This window comes from Chryseobacterium foetidum, from assembly GCF_025457425.1.
GTDB classification, from domain to species: domain Bacteria; phylum Bacteroidota; class Bacteroidia; order Flavobacteriales; family Weeksellaceae; genus Chryseobacterium; species Chryseobacterium foetidum.
On the sequence record NZ_JAMXIA010000001.1, the window covers coordinates 2,000,028 to 2,017,271 of the forward strand.

Below are 17,244 nucleotides of genomic sequence, written 5' to 3' on the forward strand. Positions count from 1 at the left end.
ATGCCTATTTACCCATCAGCTTCCACAGCTCATTAATTACTTCTTTATCATCAAAATGATGCTTTACACCATTGATTTCCTGATAATTTTCGTGGCCTTTTCCGGCTACGACGATGATGTCTTTAGGCTCGGCAAATTTTATCGCCATTTTTATCGCTTCTCTTCTGTCGGGAATTGAAGTGTATTTGCTGAAATTCTGAGGTTCAACGCCCGCTTCAATTTCTTTTATAATTGCATTTGGATCTTCTGTTCGCGGGTTGTCTGAAGTGATGATTGCCAAAGTTGACTTTTTAGTCGCAATATTTCCCATTTCTGGTCTTTTGGCGTGATCTCTGTCGCCACCGCAACCGAAAACCGTGATCAGTCTTTCGTTTTTGGTTCTGATTTCGTTGATGCTGTCTAACACATTTTCTAAAGCGTCCGGAGTGTGAGCATAATCTACGACGAAGAAAATTCCGCCGTCAGATTTAAAGGTTTCAAATCTGCCATTAACTCTTTTCAAAATGCTGATTGCCTGAAGAATTTCCTCCTGTTGAAAACCTAATTCTGAAGCAATTCCGAAAACCAAAAGTAAATTGTAGACATTGAACTTCCCTGTTAAGGTTGTCCAGAATTCTTTTCCGTTGAAGTTTAACAGCATTCCGTTGAAATCTACTTCCAAAGTTCTACCGTGGTAATCTGCCATCGTTTTCAAGGCATAGGATTTCTTCTTTGCTTTGGTGTTTTGAAGCATCACATTTCCGTTTTTATCATCCACATTGGTGATGACAACTGCTTCATCATTTAATTCATCAAAAAATCTTTTTTTCGTTTTTAGATATTCATCAAACGTTTTATGATAATCTAAGTGGTCATGTGTAAGATTAGTAAATCCTGCTATTTTAAAAGTTAAACCTTCAATTCTGTTTTGAGAAATACCGTGAGAACTTACTTCCATAAAAGCGAATTCACAACCTTCATCAACAGCCTGAGCCAAAATTTTATTAATGGTAATTACATCCGGAGTTGTATGTGTAGCCGGAATAACTTTTTCACCAATTCTTATTTCTACCGTTGACAATAAGGCAGAATTATAGCCTAAATTTTTAAACACATCAAAAAGTAAAGTAGATACAGACGTTTTTCCATTTGTTCCCGTAACTCCGATTAACTTTAATTTTTCTGAAGGATTTCCGTAAAAATTGGAAGCTAAATGTCCAAGAGTTTTTGATGAATCTTTTACTTTGATATAGGTAATATTTTCATCTAAATTTTCCGGAAACTCCTCGCAAATAATTACTGTTGCTCCTTTTTCGATAGAAGATGCGATGTAGGAATGTCCATCTGCAACCGTTCCTCTCACTGCAATGTACAATGAGTTTTCAGTTACCTTTCTGCTGTCGAATACCAAAGCTGAAACTTCCCTTTCAGGATTTCCTGCTGTTTCCAGAATTTGGATTCTTTCCAATAATTTGCTTAATTCCATATAACCTACATGTCAGTGCTTTGCACCTCTAATTCATTTACTTTATCTTATTCTACCAACATTTCGCAACTTCGTTGCTTTCTGTCTGTCATTTTTTAATTCTGCAACGTCAGATAAATCCTTTGATTTTTACTGATAACCGTGCCTTCGAGAGGAAACTGTTCTTTAATTCTTCCGACTCCTTTAAATTCCACCCGATAACCTAAATTTTCCAGTTGAGGAATTACATTTTTGCCGATTAAACCGACAACAGTGGGCATCTGTTTATTATTTACTGCTACTTTTACGTTCGGTTCAACCAGTTTGTTCAGGTTTACCTTTTTGTCAACGAGCATTTCCTTTTCAATATTCTGCGGTGTTTTCAGGAAAGTTTTACCTGCAATTTCCTTAAAAACCGGCGCAGAAACTGTTCCTCCGTAAAATCCTTTGGAAACATTTGGCTCGCTGATCATGACGTAACAAGTATATTTCGGATTGTCTGCCGGATAAAATCCTGCGAATGACGCTCTGTACTTCATTGGACCAGGCAACCAGTATTCAAATCTTGCGGTTCCGGTTTTTCCTGCCATTTTAAGGTTGGGTGTGAAAATACTTCTCGCCGTACCTTTTTCAACAGCTTTCGTAAGCGCACTTGTCATCATCTGAATTGCTTTTTCTGATGCCATTTTTTTTACCATTACCTGCGGCTCTGCTGTAAAAGTTACCTTCCCGTCCTGCATGATTTTATCGATGAAAAGAGGCTTTACCATTTTACCTTTGTTGGCTACACCATTGTAGAAAGTCGCCAGTTGCAAAAGATTAATGTTGGTAGAATAACCATAACCAATTGATGCTAAGGTCGCTGCATTCCATCTTTTATGTTCAGGAGTAAGAATTTTTGGTTTTGTAATTCCAGGAAGTTCGATATCCATTTTATCGAAAAGCTTCCATCTTTTTAAATGATCCAGAAATATCTGTGGCTTGTCTGCGTAATACTGAGTGATCAGTTTTGCAGTTCCCACGTTACTGGATTTCGCCAAAACATCACTGATTTCATAGATTCCTCCACCGTGGCCGTCATTGATTCTCTGCTTGGCATAAACCCATGAGCCGCTTCCAACATTTACTGTTGTTTTTTCATCTATAAAACCGTCGTCCATTGCTGCCAAAAGTGAAATCACTTTAAATGTAGATCCAGGTTCAATATTATCCTTTATCGCATAATTGTAGGAATCCACATACTCACCGGCATCATCACGCTGTAGATTGACCATCGCACGGACTTTCCCTGTTTCCACTTCCATAACGATTACGGTTCCGTGTTTTGCTTCGAAATTAATAAGCTGTTTTTCTAAAGCTGAATGTGCAATATCCTGAATTCTGAGGTCGATAGTTGTATAAACATCCTGTCCGTCAACAGGCTCCTCCACTTTCCAGTAATCAATAGGTTTCCATTGAGACGAATTGATTCTTTGTTCGAGACGTTTGCCGTCTTTGCCCCGCAAATATTTTGAAAAGGCACCTTCAAGACCAGATGTGTACTGACCATTGTCCATTCCAATGGTTCCCGAGCCTATTTCAGTTGTAGCCAGTTCGCGCTTGTAATTTCTTTCTACAATGAAACCTCCTTTATTTTTTCCTCTTTTAAAAATCGGAAACTTGCGGATCCTGTCGTACTGGTCAAAATCAAGACCTCTAACTAAAGAATAGTACTGATTTTCTTTTCCTTTTTTACGTTGCTCATCAAACCTTTTGCGGTATTCTGCTCTTGGCTTTCCGAACATTTTGCTTAAAGAATCGCTGAGTGCACCGATATTGTTTGTATAAACAGTGTCGCGCATGGTTTTAAAATCGAGATAAATATCGTACCTCATCACAGTAGTTGCCAAAATAGATCCGTCTGATGCAAAAAGATTTCCTCTCGCAGCTTTCAGCTTGGCTTCACGGTAATTTTTGTTGATATAATCTTCTTTAATTTCGGTAACATTGGTATTCTGCAACAGTACAATTCTGCCCATAAACAGTGCAAATACGCATAAAGCCACCACTGCAAAGAGGTAGCCCCAACGTAATGTTTTTTTACGTTTGTTATCGTATTCATTTTGATTCTGCATCCGTACTGTCCAGTTTTATTAGTAGTTTATGCGGGTGGCTTTCGAGCGTCATCAGAGAATCCTGTGCTACTTCTTTTCCCAGCTCCGATTCCATTTTTACTTTGATGAGTTTACTCTGAGCGTAAGCATTTCTTGATTTAAATTCTTCGGTTTCTTCCTTTAAGGCATTGACAATTTTAATTTTCTGATTTACTAAATGGTTGGTGTAAATCATTGCCATCATCAACACAAAAAGCAGCAGAAAGTATTTGTAATGGGCCTTCACCTCATCACGATTCAGAAAATTCCCTTTTACAATATCTATAAAAGTGAGTTTTTTCTGAGGTTTATATGTTGTTCTCTTTGCCAAAGACTTTGTCTTACTTATTTTAAAATATTAAATGTCAATCTGTTTTACAGTGAATTCAGTTCGTTGGTCAATTGTGAATTTCAAAGCTTTTCAATTGACAATTCACCATTCACTTATTCACATTTAAACCTTTATTCCTGTTCTCATTTTTGCACTTCTGGCTCTTGAGTTTTCTTCAATTTCCTGATCATCAGGAATAACTGCTTTGCTCTTTACCAGCTCAAATGCTTTGCTGAAGTTTCCGTAGATATCTCTTTCGGGCTCACCTTCAAACATTCCGTTTTTCAGGAATCTTTTTACCAGACGGTCTTCCAGTGAGTGATAAGAAATTACCACCAGTCTTCCGTCCTGTTTCAAAACATTGTAAGACTGAACCAGCATTTCTTTTAAAACATCAAGCTCCTGATTCACTTCAATTCTGATAGCCTGAAAAAGCTGTGCATAAAATTTATTCACTTTATGAGGTGGCAGATAACTGAAAAGCTTTTTCAGATCTTCAGTTGTTTCAATCACCTTGATTTTTCTGTGATGAACGATGTCACGGGCTAATTTTCTCGCTTCTCTCAGCTCGCCGTAGTAATAGAAAATGTCTGCTAAAGCTTCCTCGTCATAATCATTGATTACTTTTTTAGCATCAAGACTCTGCATGATATTCATTCTCATATCCAGCGGAGCATTGCTTCGGGTAGAAAAACCACGAACAGCTTCGTCAAACTGATGGGATGAAACTCCCAAATCTGCCAAAACTCCGTCAACTTGGGAAATCCCGTACATCAGCAAAGAATTTTCAAGAAATCTGAAATTCTGATTGATCAGCGTAAATCTTGGGTCGTCTATTGTATTTTTAAGCGCATCCAAATCCTGATCAAAACTGAACAGCTTTCCTTTTTCTGAAAGCCGGGTCAAAATCTCTCTCGAGTGACCGCCACCACCAAACGTACAGTCTACATACACGCCGTCAGGATTCGTCACCAAATCATCTACACTCTGCTTTAATAAAACGGGATTATGATACATGTTAAGATTGTGTTTTTTAATTATTTACAATCAAGGTTCAGCAATTATTCTTCATTAAAAGAACCCATCACCTGCTCGGCAAGATTTGCAAAATCCTCTTCATTGGTTGAGATTACACTTTCGTAGGCATCCTTGTCCCAGATTTCAAAAAGTTCACCTGCACTCGTAATCACAATGTCTTTCTGAAGACCTGAATACTGCGTAAGATCTTTTGAAATCTGAAGCCTTCCGGCATTATCCAGCTCCACGGTTTTCACACCTGCCGTAAACATCCTAATAAAATCAGCATTCTGCTTGTTGAATCTGTTGAGTTTATTAATTTTGTCCATCATTTTATCCCACGCATTCATAGGGTAAACTTCAAGGCACTTTTGGAACACAGAACGCTTTACTACAAAGGTTTTGTCATCAAAATTCTCCATCTGCTTTATTAAAGAAGAGGGTACTTTGAGACGGCCTTTGTCGTCTATTTTGCACTCATATGTTCCAATGAAATTTCTCATTTGGGACAAAATTAGAAATATTTTTCCAAAACCTCCCACTTTTTCCCACTTTTTGACTTAATGTTAATAAGTTTTACTTTAATGGTCTGAAAACATCTTTAGTGACTGATAATTTGGAAGTTGTAAATTTCAGAGAATAAAGCGCGGATAAGTCTTTCTGAAAAAACTCCCTAAAAAGTGCAGTTGTATGTTATTTTTATTTTAAATTAGGCTTGGCAAAATATTTGTGAGGTTTAATTTGTATTTTTGCATGGCTTTCTTAAAGCATATTTATGATATTCAAAACAAAAAAAGAGAAAAAATTCGCCTTTGTGGAAGCGGGAGAAGGACATCCATTGGTACTGTTGCACGGTCTGATGGGTGGTCTCAGCAATTTTGAGAAGATGGTAGACTTTTTTTCTGCAAAAGGTTTTAAAGTTTACGTACCTCAGCTTCCCATATATGACCTTCCGGTTCTCAACACCAATCTTACTACAATCGCCAAATACGTTATTACTTTCATTGAAACTAATATAGGAAAACCCGTTACCATCGTTGGGAACTCAATGGGTGGTCATGTTGGTTTGATTTTGACTTTAGCACGACCGGATCTTGTCCAGAATCTTGTGCTGACAGGCAGTTCAGGCTTATATGAAAGAGCTTTCGGGGACAGTTTTCCGAGAAAAAATGACCGTTCATATATAAGAAAGAAGGCAGAGGAAGTTTTTTACGACCCCACTGTGGCTTCAGAAGAATTGGTAGACGAAGTTTTCAGCGTCGTAAATGACAGAATGAAAGGTATAAAAACTGTGATGCTGGCCAGAAGCGCCATCAAACACAATATGTTAAATGATCTTCCAAAGATTTTGAGACCAACATGTCTGATCTGGGGGAAACAGGACAACGTAACTCCGCCTGAAGTTGCCATTGACATGAATAAATTTATCCCAAATTCCGAACTTTTCTGGATTGATAAATGTGGTCATGCAGCAATGATGGAAAAACCTGATGAATTCAATGAAATTCTCTACGCCTGGTTAAAAAATAAAGTTTAATTAAAAATATTACAGCCATTAAGAAATTTCTTAATGGTTTGTTTTTCTAAAATATATATTATGGTTATTAAAACAGCCACTTTTGTAAAAAGCAGCGGAAAATGGCAGGAATGTCCTGAACCAGACATGCCGGAATATGCTTTCATCGGCAGATCAAACGTTGGTAAATCTTCTCTCATCAATGCAATGATGAATCATAAAGATTTGGCAAAAACTTCAGGAACACCTGGTAAAACACAGCTTATCAATCATTTTTTAGTGAATGAAAACTGGTATCTCACTGATTTACCTGGGTATGGATATGCTAAAGTTTCGAAAACGCTCAGAAAAGATTTCGAAAAACTGATTACCAACTATATTCTGAACAGAAGAAATCTTGTGAACCTTTTTGTTTTGGTCGATTCACGACACAAACCTCAGACGATTGACTTAGAATTTATTCAGTGGTGTGGTGAAAGCGGAGTTCCATTCTCAATTGTATTCACAAAGGCTGACAAACTGAAACCTAATGCAGTTGTAAAAAATATTGAAGATTATAAAACCGAACTCCATAAAACATGGGCAGATCTTCCGGAAATCTATGTGACTTCTGCAGAAAAAAAAGAAGGCTGTGGTGAAATTTTAAGTTTCATCCAGACTACAAATGAATTTTTAATTAATAACAGCGTTACCTTCGATGAGTAATATTATCTGGAAAATTAAAACTTTTGATGAGTTTACGGTTCCTGAACTGTACGCTGTGCTCAAGGCAAGAATCAATGTTTTTGTGATCGAACAGAACTGCCCATATCCTGATCTTGACGATTACGACCAAAAGGCTGTTCACATTTGGGCTGAGGAAAATGGGGAAGTATTAGCCAACTGCAGGATTTTTGATCAGGGAATAAAATATCCCGAAACTTCCATCGGCAGAGTTTTAACTACAGAAAAAGCGAGAGGTAAAAATCTGGGAAGGCAACTCATTGCCTACGCCGTTGAAACCATTGAAAACCGTTTCAAAACTACACAAGTTAGAATTTCTGCTCAGGATTACCTTTTAAAATTTTACGGTGAATTTGGCTTTGAAGACACCGGAAAAAAATATCTTGAAGACGGAATTCCTCATACAGAAATGTTGCGAAAATAGTTGCTTGTTATTTTTGAATTAAACAATACAATCAGTTTTAATAAAATTATAAAAACCCGGGAATCGTCTTGGGTTTTTTTCGATTTAAATGAATACCAAGTTTAAAAGTTCAATTTTTTTAAGCTAAAATTCACTTAAAAACATCCGGTAAATATCTCTAAAAATGAGTCGATTTGCACTATCCATGAAAAAACAGACTTCTAGTTTCTGTTTAAATCAAATTTTATTTAATTAAAAATCAACTGATTACATGATAATAAATATTGAATAGAAGGCAAATATTATGTTAAATCGAATTATTTAAAGTTTATTTGCCAACTCAAAAAAAACACACTTGATGAGATCTGAAAAATTATTTTAATTTCTCAAAAAATCTCATCACACCCCTCCGCAAAAAAGAAGAATTGCCTATTCTTCTGCAAAAAAAACACAATGATATTCAACTTTGTGGAGGGAGAGATGAGACCAGAATTACTCTCAGCCAAATCGGTAATCTTCTCAGCAATCATGATTAAAAATGATCTCAAAGTTTTTCTTAATTTTAATCATTGAAATTCCTTCAGAGCTGCAGAAGATTTAAAAATTCTTCAAACTCTGCAAGCATGGGCTTCAGCGGAATTTAAAACTATTAATTAAAGTGGCTAAAACTGTATTTTTTACATTCTATATATTTCTCTTAGGCTTCATCACGGCTAATGCACAAACTTATACCAAAAAAGAAACAGATTCTATTTTTAATAAGGACGTTGCTTCACTCTTTAAGAAAGGTCAACTTCAGGAATCTCTGGAGCTGTGTAAAAAAGTGATACAGGAATACGAAAGGTTAAATGCCAACGAAGACGCAGCCAAAGCATATCTCTTCGCCGCAAACATATCCAGCAATCTCTACAGAACAAAGGAAAGCCTGCGCTATCTTGATCTTGCCCTTGAAAAGTGTAAAGATCTCGACAATCCTGTTTTGAATGCCAGAATATATGGAGAATACGGCAGAAATTACAATGATCTGGGATTCAAAGAAAAAGCAATTGAGTATTACAGCATTGCCATCGATATTGCAAAAGGAAATCCGAAATCAAATGGGAAAAATCTACAGTATTTTTACGGCCTCCGCAGTGTTATTCATGAGGAAAATAAAAACATCAATGCCTTCTATAAAGATATTCAGAATGCTCATAAATATTTCCCAAATACCCATACCGCCTCAAGATTGGCAAAGTATTATATTTCTTATCAGAAAAATCTGGATTCCGCAAAATACTATCTGGATCTTGGTGAAAAAATATACTCCTCCGGAAAAATTCCTCTTTTTCAGAAATCTGTGTTGCAGAGAAATTTTGGAAGATATTATATAGAAAAGAAAGAATTTGCAAAAGCAATCGAATGCTACAATGAAGCGCTTGAAATTTGCAAAAAATTAAAAAAGCCTCAGGATGTTCGGGATATACACAAGCTTTTGTACGAAGCTCACAAAGCCGCTCAGAACGACAGTGAAGCAATCATTAATCTTGAAAAATACACTTTTTTAAGTGACAGCCTGAAGTCTGCAAGCACCAAAATACAGGAGATTCCTGTAAAAAAGCTGATCAGGGAAAAAGAAGAAGTTTCAGAAAAATCCAGAACAAAACTTTACTTTATTATTGCGTTAATCTTACTTTTATCTGCCGGCATTTTTACATTTTTAAGAATAAAATACAAGAAAAAGAGCAGGGATGATGAGGAAAAACTGTATTCTAAGGAAGAAGAAAACACTCAGCTACAGCAGAAAGTAAATGAAGCTTTTGATGAAATTATTCTGCTTGCCAAAACAAACAGCCCCGAATTTTTTACCCGTTTTCAAGAAGTTTATCCTGAAGTAATCAGTAAATTATTGAAGATTGATTCTAAGCTCAGGGTTTCGGAACTTACACTTTGTGCGTATATTTTTTTAGGTTTCACCACCAAAGATATCGCCAATTTTACCTTCAGAACCCTAAGTACCGTTCGTAACCGAAAGCACAATTTGAGAACGAAACTCAATATTCCTGCTGAGGAAAGCACTGAACTGTGGTTTAAAAACCTTGGTAAGAAACAATTTTAAACAGACTGCATATCAATTAATTAAACAATAATAGTATCACAATAGACCCATTGTTTTTTTAATATCCCAAACCTTTACACGTTCTTTGAAGCCAATTTATATATCACAAATTTTGGACTTCAAAAATATTCACATAGGTTCTCTTATCGAGCAGAAAATTAGAGAAAACAAAACAGAGATTTCAAGAATCTGCAATTTCATGGCATGCCAGGAAGATGAAATTAAAATAATGCTTTCATCAAAAGACTTGAATTCTGATGTTCTTTTAAAATGGTGCAAACTTTTGGAATATGATTTTTTTAGAATCTACAGCCAACATCTAATTCTTTACGCTCCTGTTGCTGCTTCTACAGCAGACAAAAATGCCAATACTAAAAGGACTGCCTTGCCGGTTTTCCGAAAAAATATATACACGCAGGAAATGATCAGTTTTATTCTTGAACAGATTAACTGCGGTCAGATGACCACATCAGGCGCCGTTGAAAAATACAGAATACCAAAAACCACATTATACAAATGGATCAACAAGTACGAAAACTTAAAAAGCTGATTGACAATTATCTCCACAAATCAAAAAATGAAATTTTAATTGCTTTCGGAAGACCTTCCGGAAAATCGGATAGTGAGGTATGGTTCTTCAGAAGATTTAATTTAAGCTTCTTTAATGATGAGATTGTATTTATTTTTGAAGATGACAAGGTGGTAGATATTTCGATCGGCGAATATTTCCTTTGGAAAGAATTGAAGAATGTGTATTATTTTGAAGGAAAAAATCCTGAATATAAAGTTGTGTCTTTATTAGCACCAAAAGATTTATGAAAAACCCAGGACCTAACTACAAACTCATTTTCAGTGATATTCTAGATTTAAAATATCCAGAAAAACGAATTGCCTGCACCCATTTATTAGAAAAAGAAGATCTCTCTACGCTTGATATCATTAAGCTCAATAAAATCATTTTCGGCAGTTCAGGAAAAGAAGCAGAAAGTTTCAACCAAAAACACCGTACCTACACTCAATCGGACATCAAACAGATTATGGAATATCAGAAGAAAAATAAACTAAGCAATCTGCAGGTTTCCAATGAATTTAAAATGAGCAGAAATACCATTTCGAAATGGAAAAAAATTTACGCGGAATAGATTAATGAAAGATTTTTGAGAATTTTTTGTGCGGCTTGCGATTTATTTTATTTAGAACACCCTTTTAGCCACCCCTAAAAACAAAAAAGACTGATAATCAATGATTAACAGTCTTTTTAAGTACCCCAGACGGGACTTGAACCCGTACATCCTTGCGGATACAGGATTTTAAGTCCTGCGTGTCTACCAATTCCACCACCAGGGCGTGATGTAGAGCGAAAAACGGGACTCGAACCCGCGACCCCAACCTTGGCAAGGTTGTGCTCTACCAGCTGAGCTATTTTCGCAAGTTGTGCGGATGAAGGGACTCGAACCCCCACGCCTCACGGCACCAGATCCTAAGTCTGGCGTGGCTACCAATTACACCACATCCGCATGATTATTGAAATATTTTAAAGAACTTCCTTCGTTTTTGTGAGTGCAAATATAGGGCAAAAATTTATATCTGCAAGTCTTTTCAAACTTTTTTTTCATTTTTTTTAAAATTTAATTTCTTCCTTTATTTTTACGTTTCATTTTATTACTTTTACATCTTTAACATTTAATGATATGGAATTACAAGGTACGGTAAAGAAAATCTCTGAAGTTCAGTCTTTTGCAAGTGGTTTTCAGAAAAGAGAAATGGTGATTTTGACGCAGGAGCAGTATCCGCAGCCAATCAACATCGAATTTTTGCAGGATAAGATCAATTTGCTTGATAATGTTTCTGAAGGTGAAAATGTAAAAGTGGGAATCAACATCAGAGGTAGAGAATGGGTCTCTCCACAAGGCGAAACAAAATATTTCAACTCTATTACAGGATGGAGAATTGAAAAGGTAATGGATAACAACAGTGCAGAGCCTACACACGCAGCACCAAACCAGTCTGCTTCGCCAACTTCATCAAACGCAAACCCTTTTGAAGAAGAAGACGACGATCTTCCTTTCTAATTGAAATTTAAAACTCAAAATACAATCCTGCTTTCCAAAAAAAGTGGGATTTTTTGTCTTATGATAAAACTTGATCCCAAAGAAATCACTTTCCCCGACCCTGAATTTTATGATGGTCACGAAGGTATCATCGCATACGGAGGAGACTTGTCTGCAGATCGTGTTTGGTTTGCCTATCAAAATGGTATTTTCCCATGGTTTAATCCTGATGAAGAAATCCTTTGGTGGTGCCCGGATCCAAGATTTGTGCTTTTTCCTGATGAAATCAAGATTTCAAAGTCGATGAAGAAAATTTTAGATAGAAACACTTTCACGTTTACCGAAAACCAGTGTTTTGAAGAAGTGATCCGGAACTGTCAGCAGACAGCGAGAAAAGATCAGGATGGGACGTGGCTTTCTGAACAACTTATTCAGGTTTTTCTGCAATTTCACAAATATGGTTTGGCGAAAAGCATTGAAGTTTGGCAAGATAAAGAATTGGTTGGCGGATTTTACGGTTTGAAAATTGGTGATGTTTTCTGCGGTGAAAGCATGTTCAGCAAAGTGAGCAATGCCTCAAAGGCGGGTTTTATCAATTTTGTTGAAAGAAATAAGAATTCTTTAACCCTGATCGACTGTCAGTCCCACACGCCTCATCTTGAAAGTTTGGGCGCACGGATGATTGCCAAAAAAGATTTTTTGCATATTTTAAGGGAAAATAATCAGATTTAAAAACCTAATGAAAAAACTTACCATTTTAAGCGGAGCCGGAATCAGCGCCGAAAGCGGAATAAAAACCTTCAGAGACGGCGACGGACTTTGGGAAAACCACATCATCACAGACGTGGCAAGTCCGGAAGGCTGGCGGAAAGACAGAGCACTTGTTTTGGAATTTTACAACCAAAGACGCCGTCAGCTGCATGAAGTAGAACCTAATGAAGCCCACAAATTACTCGCAGCACTGGAACAACATTTTGAAGTTCAGATTATCACTCAAAATATTGATGATCTGCATGAAAGAGCCGGCTCTACCAATATCACCCATCTTCATGGCGAGCTTTTCAAATCCTGCTCGTGCAATAATAAAGATCTGATTTATGAACAGAAAAATGATATCTTAATTGGCGATAAAGCAGAAGATGGTGCACAGCTCAGGCCTTTTATTGTCTGGTTTGGCGAAGAAGTTCCTATGATGGAAAAAGCAACCAAGCTCGCCCGTGAGGCAGATATTTTTCTGGTTATCGGAACATCACTTCAGGTTTATCCTGCCGCAGGATTGGTTCATGAGATTAAAGATGACTGTCTTCTGATCGTTATCAATCCCAATGAAACAGGTTTTGGGTACGGGCAGGGAGCTGTTGTGATGAAAGAAACAGCAACTCAGGGGATGAAGTTACTGTTTGATAAATTGGTGGATTTGGCTTAAAAATAAAACTATGACTGAGTCCCAAAAGAAAAAAACAAGCAAATTCCTGAGCTACGTTCTCCGGCATCATCCTGAATTGATTGGCTTAAATTTAGATGAAAACGGCTGGGCAAATGTGGATGAACTCATTGCAAAATCAACTAATGACACTCAAGGTTTTACTTTCGAAGAACTTAATGAAATTGTGGAAACCAATGATAAAAAACGTTTTGTTTTTAATGAAGATAAAACCAGAATCAGAGCCAACCAAGGGCATTCGATTGGGATTGATTTAAATTTAAAACCTCAGCAACCACCCGAATTTCTGTATCATGGAACAGCTCAGGCAAATGTTGATTCAATTTTGGAAAATGGCATTGAAAAAAAAAGCAGGCAGCACGTTCATTTAAGTTCAGACAAAGAAACCGCAAACAAAGTGGGGATGCGACATGGGAAACCTGTAATTTTAACCATTAAAACAAAGGAAATGTCTGAGGACGGAATTCTTTTTTATCTTTCAGAAAACGGTGTTTGGCTGACGGATTTTGTGGATCAAAAATACATTTTAAAGAATCCATAAAAATTTCCACGTCTGAATTACCACAAAATATTTAAATGAAAAGAACTTTAGCCATTGGCGACATACACGGAGGATTTAAAGCCTTAAAACAGGTTTTGCATAGAGCAAAAGTAACAGAAAATGATAAACTTATTTTTCTGGGCGATTATGTCGACGGCTGGAGCGAATCCTCTCTGATAATAGATTTTCTTATTAAACTTTCGCAAAAGCAGGAATGTATTTTCATCAAAGGAAATCACGATGCATGGGCAGAAAACTGGCTTTTATTGGGTTCCGAGCCTCCTGTCTGGCTTGCCAATGGCGGACAAACTACTGTTGACAGTTATTCAGAATATTCTTTGGAAGAGCTTGATGTTCATCTTGAGTTTTTTCAGAACATGAAAAACTATTATGTGGATGAAGAAAACCGGCTGTTTATTCACGCCGGATACACTTCGACCGACGGTCCGGATGTGGAAATGTACACCGCAGACAGCCGCTGGGACAGAACTCTCTGGGAAACGGCAGTTGCCATGGATAAAAAATTATCGGAAAATCCAGATTTGTATCCTAAGAAATTATTACTGTTTAAAGAAATTTTCATCGGTCATACGCATACTTTGCATTTAGGAATCACAGAACCTTTAAGAAAAAGCAACGTGTGGAATCTTGATACCGGCGCGGCTTTTACCGGAGCTTTGTCAATCATGGATGTTGACACAAAAGAATTTCGGCAAAGCGATACTCTTCCCCATCTGTATCCTGAAGAAAAAGGCAGAAATCATTATAAAGTTAAACTGAAAATTTAAAGATTAACCAAAGTTTAAATCATTTCTAAATTTCTGAAAAAGATTACCAATCTAAAACCAATGAATATATGAAACCGAAGTATTTCCTCTTTCTACTGATTTCATCGATATTTTTTTCTCAAAATCAGTATCAGACACCTTTTGAAAAAGGAAATGGAAACACAACTGTGACATATCAGGAAATGAATGCCTTTTATGAAAATCTTGCAGAAAACTTCAAGACCATTCAATATCTTAAAAAAGGTGAAGATGACAACGGAAAACCAATCTATGTCGTGGTTTACAATCCTTTTCCTGAGAAAGATTTCGAGAAATTAAGGAAAGAAAAAGCCATACTTTTCATCAACAACGGAATTCATGCCGGAGAGCCCGACGGAATCGATGCTACCATGATGCTGATGCGGGATTTAGCTTTAAATAAAATTAAAACTCCTGAAAATTTCGTTGTGGCCGCAATTTCTGCCTACAACATCAGCGGAATGCTGAACCGTGGAGCATTTTCAAGAGCCAACCAAAACGGTCCGGAACAGTATGGTTTCAGAGGAAATGCAAGAAATTTAGACCTCAACAGAGATTTTATTAAAGTTGATTCTAAAAATGCAAAGAGTTTTCAGGAAATTTTCCAGTGGCTGAAGCCTGATGTTTTTATCGACAATCATGTGAGCAACGGAGCAGATTATCAGTATACTTTTACTTATATTTCTACTTTTAAAGAACGTTTGGGTAAAATCTTAGGAGAATATTTTTATAATGATTTTCAGGCTAAAAATTTAAATGATTTAAAGAAAATCGGCTATGAAAGCACGCCTTATGTCAACATTCATGGCGATGTGCCCGATATTGGTTTTGCTGCTTTTGAAGATTCTCCGAGATATTCTACAGGTTACGCATCACTTTTCAATACGATGGCAACCATGCCGGAAACCCACATGCTGAAGCCTTACGACAAACGCGTGGATGCTACTTACAAATACATGCTTGTCAATCTTCAGAATTTAGATAAAGATTTTAAAAAAATTAAAAAGCTCCGAATCGACAATTTAAAACAGTATCAGGCAGGAAATCAATATGGCATTCGCTGGAAAATAGATTCTACTCAGTATTCGACCATGGATTTTAAAGGTTTTGAAGGAAGATACAAACCGAGTGATATTTCGGGGAAGCCAAGACTGTTTTATGACAGAAGCAAACCTTTCACAAAAAAGATAAAACTGTTTACAACGGCGGTTCCTACCAGCTACATTACCATTCCGAAGTATTATGTGATCCCCCAATCGCAATATCGTGTGATTGAAGAACTGAAACGCAATCAGATTCAGATGAAAATAATCACAAAAGACAGCACGATCGCGGTGGAATCGTATAAAATTAATGATTTCAAAACCGTGAAAAATCCCTCTGAAGGTCATTATCTTCATTATGAAACCAAAGTTGAAAAATCAGATAAAAAAGTAACAGTCGCGGCAGGTGACTATCTTGTTTCCACACAGCAATTCGGAGTAAAATATCTCGTTGAAACACTTGAACCGGAAGCCACAGACTCTTTCTTCAACTGGAATTTCTTCGACGCAATTTTATCTCAGAAAGAATATTATTCAGCCTATATTTTTGAGGATACCGCTGCGGAATTGTTGAAAAAAGACAAAGACTTAAACCAGAAATTTAAAGCTAAAAAAGATTCAGATAAAGAGTTTGACAATGACGGAAATGCACAACTCGACTGGATTTACAGAAATTCTTCTTATTTCGAAGAGAAAACATTCAGACAATATCCCATCTACAGAATTTTATAAAAAAAGACGTCTCAATTGAAACGTCTTTTTTAACTTATCTTTTAGGTAAACCTTTTTTTAAGGCCCACTCGGCTCTGGTAACAGCTTTGCGCTCTTTCCAGTCCATGTATTTCTTTTTGAAATTTTTCTTCATCACGTCATCAAATTTTCTCTGAACCGTAAGATTCCACAACGACTGCGCTTTCACGGCCCACGATTTGTCCCACGCTCTGAGAGAGATTGAAAAACTTCCGTCAAGATACTTCATCCAGTGCCACCATCCCGTCGGCATAAACAGCGTATCACCATGCTCAAGGAAACATTCTATACCTTCAACTCCGTCCAGAGCAGGGAATTTTGCGAAATCCGGATTGGCAATATCGTAATCTTCAAGTGCGTAGGTTGCGTAAGGAAGTTTGTATAATCTGTCCTTCCATTTATTTTCGAAAAGCAAAACATGTTTTCTCCCGTTAAAATGAGTGTGGAAAATATGCGCTAAGTCAATATCATAATGCAAAAACGTGACAGAACCCTTTCCGCCAAAAAACATTGAGGGAAATTTATCTAAAAAACCACCCATCAGATCTTTCGGAGAAATGTAATCTTCCAGAAGTTTTTTTGCCTGCTTGATCGGGTCGAAAAAGAAAATTCTGAGATCTGTAGGCTCTTTCTGAATCAGATCAATATAATCTGCAAACTTCATTTTGGTCGTCGGCGTATTGATTGGTGCAGCAGGATCGGCTTTTTTTGAATCATAAAGCGGAACTTCCACATCACCTACTGCTTCCTTCACATAATCCATTGTCCACTTTTGGTAAGCCGGCCATTTTCTTGCCATATTTTTGATGACAACAGGTTTTCTTGGCTTTAAATATTTTTCAATAAAATCTTCCTGAGTAATATCGTCTACAACATCAATCGGCTTTAAGATAACTCCCATTTTTTAAAAAAATTAATGTTACAAAATTATTAAATAAATGTATA

The 17,244-nt window shown here is 36.7% G+C and carries 19 protein-coding genes and 3 tRNA genes; 13 read left to right on the forward strand and 9 right to left on the reverse strand.

Annotated features, from left to right (window positions below):
- Positions 1–4 precede the first annotated feature (4 nt).
- The 5 genes from NG809_RS09390 to mraZ all read right to left on the reverse strand — a co-directional run bounded on the left by NG809_RS09390 (position 5) and on the right by mraZ (position 5,427).
- Positions 5–1,465 (reverse strand): UDP-N-acetylmuramoyl-L-alanyl-D-glutamate--2,6-diaminopimelate ligase, encoded by a 1,461-nt coding sequence (locus NG809_RS09390; protein ID WP_262150047.1) that lies wholly within the window; start codon positions 1,463–1,465, stop codon positions 5–7.
- A 95-nt stretch (positions 1,466–1,560) separates the two neighbouring features.
- Positions 1,561–3,558, reverse strand: a complete 1,998-nt coding sequence (locus NG809_RS09395; protein ID WP_262150049.1) for a penicillin-binding transpeptidase domain-containing protein — start codon at positions 3,556–3,558, stop codon at positions 1,561–1,563.
- A complete protein-coding gene (locus tag NG809_RS09400) occupies positions 3,542–3,907 on the reverse strand; it encodes an FtsL-like putative cell division protein (protein WP_262150050.1) in 366 nt (121 codons plus the stop codon). The genes NG809_RS09395 and NG809_RS09400 overlap by 17 nt, the downstream gene beginning before the upstream one ends.
- 123 nt (positions 3,908–4,030) lie before the next feature.
- Positions 4,031–4,924: a 16S rRNA (cytosine(1402)-N(4))-methyltransferase RsmH gene (gene rsmH, locus NG809_RS09405; protein WP_262150052.1), complete on the reverse strand. Its 894-nt coding sequence runs from the start codon at positions 4,922–4,924 to the stop codon at positions 4,031–4,033.
- A 44-nt stretch (positions 4,925–4,968) separates the two neighbouring features.
- On the reverse strand, positions 4,969–5,427 hold the full coding sequence (gene mraZ / locus NG809_RS09410) for a division/cell wall cluster transcriptional repressor MraZ (protein ID WP_056082924.1): 459 nt from the start codon (positions 5,425–5,427) through the stop codon (positions 4,969–4,971).
- 272 nt (positions 5,428–5,699) lie between these two features.
- Between mraZ and NG809_RS09415 the strand changes: the two genes are divergently transcribed.
- The 7 genes from NG809_RS09415 to NG809_RS09445 all read left to right on the forward strand — a co-directional run bounded on the left by NG809_RS09415 (position 5,700) and on the right by NG809_RS09445 (position 10,806).
- Positions 5,700–6,461: an alpha/beta fold hydrolase gene (locus NG809_RS09415; RefSeq protein ID WP_262150055.1), complete on the forward strand. Its 762-nt coding sequence runs from the start codon at positions 5,700–5,702 to the stop codon at positions 6,459–6,461.
- Between the two features lie 60 nt (positions 6,462–6,521).
- Positions 6,522–7,145, forward strand: coding sequence for a ribosome biogenesis GTP-binding protein YihA/YsxC (yihA, locus tag NG809_RS09420; protein WP_262150057.1), 624 nt, complete (start codon positions 6,522–6,524; stop codon positions 7,143–7,145).
- Positions 7,138–7,587, forward strand: coding sequence for a GNAT family N-acetyltransferase (locus NG809_RS09425; protein WP_262150059.1), 450 nt, complete (start codon positions 7,138–7,140; stop codon positions 7,585–7,587). Before yihA ends, NG809_RS09425 begins: the two co-directional genes overlap by 8 nt.
- Positions 7,588–8,224: 637 nt before the next feature.
- The gene (locus tag NG809_RS09430) at positions 8,225–9,664 is read left to right on the forward strand and encodes a tetratricopeptide repeat protein (RefSeq protein WP_262150061.1); all 1,440 of its coding nucleotides are present in this window, start codon (positions 8,225–8,227) and stop codon (positions 9,662–9,664) included.
- A 112-nt stretch (positions 9,665–9,776) separates the two neighbouring features.
- Positions 9,777–10,214: a transposase gene (locus NG809_RS09435; RefSeq protein ID WP_262150063.1), complete on the forward strand. Its 438-nt coding sequence runs from the start codon at positions 9,777–9,779 to the stop codon at positions 10,212–10,214.
- Complete coding sequence (locus NG809_RS09440) at positions 10,181–10,483, forward strand: hypothetical protein (protein ID WP_262150065.1); 303 nt, start codon at positions 10,181–10,183, stop codon at positions 10,481–10,483. Before NG809_RS09435 ends, NG809_RS09440 begins: the two co-directional genes overlap by 34 nt.
- Positions 10,480–10,806, forward strand: a complete 327-nt coding sequence (locus tag NG809_RS09445; protein WP_262150067.1) for a helix-turn-helix domain-containing protein — start codon at positions 10,480–10,482, stop codon at positions 10,804–10,806. Before NG809_RS09440 ends, NG809_RS09445 begins: the two co-directional genes overlap by 4 nt.
- Positions 10,807–10,927: 121 nt before the next feature.
- Here NG809_RS09445 and NG809_RS09450 read toward each other — a convergent pair.
- From NG809_RS09450 to NG809_RS09460, 3 genes are all read right to left on the reverse strand, one after another.
- Positions 10,928–11,011 (reverse strand) — tRNA-Leu (locus NG809_RS09450).
- Between the two features lie 9 nt (positions 11,012–11,020).
- A tRNA-Gly gene (locus NG809_RS09455) sits at positions 11,021–11,093 on the reverse strand.
- Positions 11,094–11,099: 6 nt separating this feature from the next.
- Positions 11,100–11,181, reverse strand: a tRNA-Leu gene (locus NG809_RS09460).
- Positions 11,182–11,355: 174 nt separating this feature from the next.
- Between NG809_RS09460 and NG809_RS09465 the strand changes: the two genes are divergently transcribed.
- From NG809_RS09465 to NG809_RS09490, 6 genes are all read left to right on the forward strand, one after another.
- Positions 11,356–11,736 carry a DUF3127 domain-containing protein gene (locus NG809_RS09465; RefSeq protein WP_262150068.1) on the forward strand — a complete coding sequence of 127 codons (381 nt, stop codon included), beginning with the start codon at positions 11,356–11,358 and terminating at the stop codon, positions 11,734–11,736.
- Positions 11,737–11,796: 60 nt separating this feature from the next.
- On the forward strand, positions 11,797–12,447 hold the full coding sequence (gene aat / locus NG809_RS09470) for a leucyl/phenylalanyl-tRNA--protein transferase (RefSeq protein WP_262150069.1): 651 nt from the start codon (positions 11,797–11,799) through the stop codon (positions 12,445–12,447).
- Positions 12,448–12,454: 7 nt separating this feature from the next.
- On the forward strand, positions 12,455–13,141 hold the full coding sequence (locus NG809_RS09475; protein ID WP_262150070.1) for an SIR2 family NAD-dependent protein deacylase: 687 nt from the start codon (positions 12,455–12,457) through the stop codon (positions 13,139–13,141).
- A 10-nt stretch (positions 13,142–13,151) separates the two neighbouring features.
- The gene (locus NG809_RS09480; RefSeq protein ID WP_262150072.1) at positions 13,152–13,700 is read left to right on the forward strand and encodes an RNA 2'-phosphotransferase; all 549 of its coding nucleotides are present in this window, start codon (positions 13,152–13,154) and stop codon (positions 13,698–13,700) included.
- 35 nt (positions 13,701–13,735) lie between these two features.
- Positions 13,736–14,488, forward strand: a complete 753-nt coding sequence (locus NG809_RS09485) for a metallophosphoesterase family protein (protein ID WP_262150074.1) — start codon at positions 13,736–13,738, stop codon at positions 14,486–14,488.
- 68 nt (positions 14,489–14,556) lie between these two features.
- The gene (locus NG809_RS09490; protein WP_262150076.1) at positions 14,557–16,281 is read left to right on the forward strand and encodes a M14 family metallopeptidase; all 1,725 of its coding nucleotides are present in this window, start codon (positions 14,557–14,559) and stop codon (positions 16,279–16,281) included.
- Positions 16,282–16,315: 34 nt separating this feature from the next.
- On the opposite strand, the gene NG809_RS09495 is transcribed toward NG809_RS09490, so the two are convergent.
- Positions 16,316–17,200 carry a cupin-like domain-containing protein gene (locus tag NG809_RS09495; protein ID WP_262150078.1) on the reverse strand — a complete coding sequence of 295 codons (885 nt, stop codon included), beginning with the start codon at positions 17,198–17,200 and terminating at the stop codon, positions 16,316–16,318.
- Positions 17,201–17,244 lie beyond the last annotated feature (44 nt).

Excerpts from the sequence above, each read along its gene's own strand:
- NG809_RS09390 (WP_262150047.1), bottom strand. The coding sequence starts at position 1,465 with ATGGAATTAAGCAAATTATTGGAAAGAATCCAAATTCTGGAAACAGCA.
- NG809_RS09395 (WP_262150049.1), bottom strand. The coding sequence starts at position 3,558 with ATGCAGAATCAAAATGAATACGATAACAAACGTAAAAAAACATTACGT.
- rsmH (WP_262150052.1), bottom strand. The coding sequence starts at position 4,924 with ATGTATCATAATCCCGTTTTATTAAAGCAGAGTGTAGATGATTTGGTG.
- mraZ (WP_056082924.1), bottom strand. The coding sequence starts at position 5,427 with ATGAGAAATTTCATTGGAACATATGAGTGCAAAATAGACGACAAAGGC.
- NG809_RS09415 (WP_262150055.1), top strand. The coding sequence starts at position 5,700 with ATGATATTCAAAACAAAAAAAGAGAAAAAATTCGCCTTTGTGGAAGCG.
- yihA (WP_262150057.1), top strand. The coding sequence starts at position 6,522 with ATGGTTATTAAAACAGCCACTTTTGTAAAAAGCAGCGGAAAATGGCAG.
- NG809_RS09425 (WP_262150059.1), top strand. The coding sequence starts at position 7,138 with ATGAGTAATATTATCTGGAAAATTAAAACTTTTGATGAGTTTACGGTT.
- NG809_RS09440 (WP_262150065.1), top strand. The coding sequence starts at position 10,181 with ATGGATCAACAAGTACGAAAACTTAAAAAGCTGATTGACAATTATCTC.
- NG809_RS09445 (WP_262150067.1), top strand. The coding sequence starts at position 10,480 with ATGAAAAACCCAGGACCTAACTACAAACTCATTTTCAGTGATATTCTA.
- NG809_RS09465 (WP_262150068.1), top strand. The coding sequence starts at position 11,356 with ATGGAATTACAAGGTACGGTAAAGAAAATCTCTGAAGTTCAGTCTTTT.
- aat (WP_262150069.1), top strand. The coding sequence starts at position 11,797 with ATGATAAAACTTGATCCCAAAGAAATCACTTTCCCCGACCCTGAATTT.
- NG809_RS09475 (WP_262150070.1), top strand. The coding sequence starts at position 12,455 with ATGAAAAAACTTACCATTTTAAGCGGAGCCGGAATCAGCGCCGAAAGC.
- NG809_RS09480 (WP_262150072.1), top strand. The coding sequence starts at position 13,152 with ATGACTGAGTCCCAAAAGAAAAAAACAAGCAAATTCCTGAGCTACGTT.
- NG809_RS09485 (WP_262150074.1), top strand. The coding sequence starts at position 13,736 with ATGAAAAGAACTTTAGCCATTGGCGACATACACGGAGGATTTAAAGCC.
- NG809_RS09490 (WP_262150076.1), top strand. The coding sequence starts at position 14,557 with ATGAAACCGAAGTATTTCCTCTTTCTACTGATTTCATCGATATTTTTT.
- NG809_RS09495 (WP_262150078.1), bottom strand. The coding sequence starts at position 17,200 with ATGGGAGTTATCTTAAAGCCGATTGATGTTGTAGACGATATTACTCAG.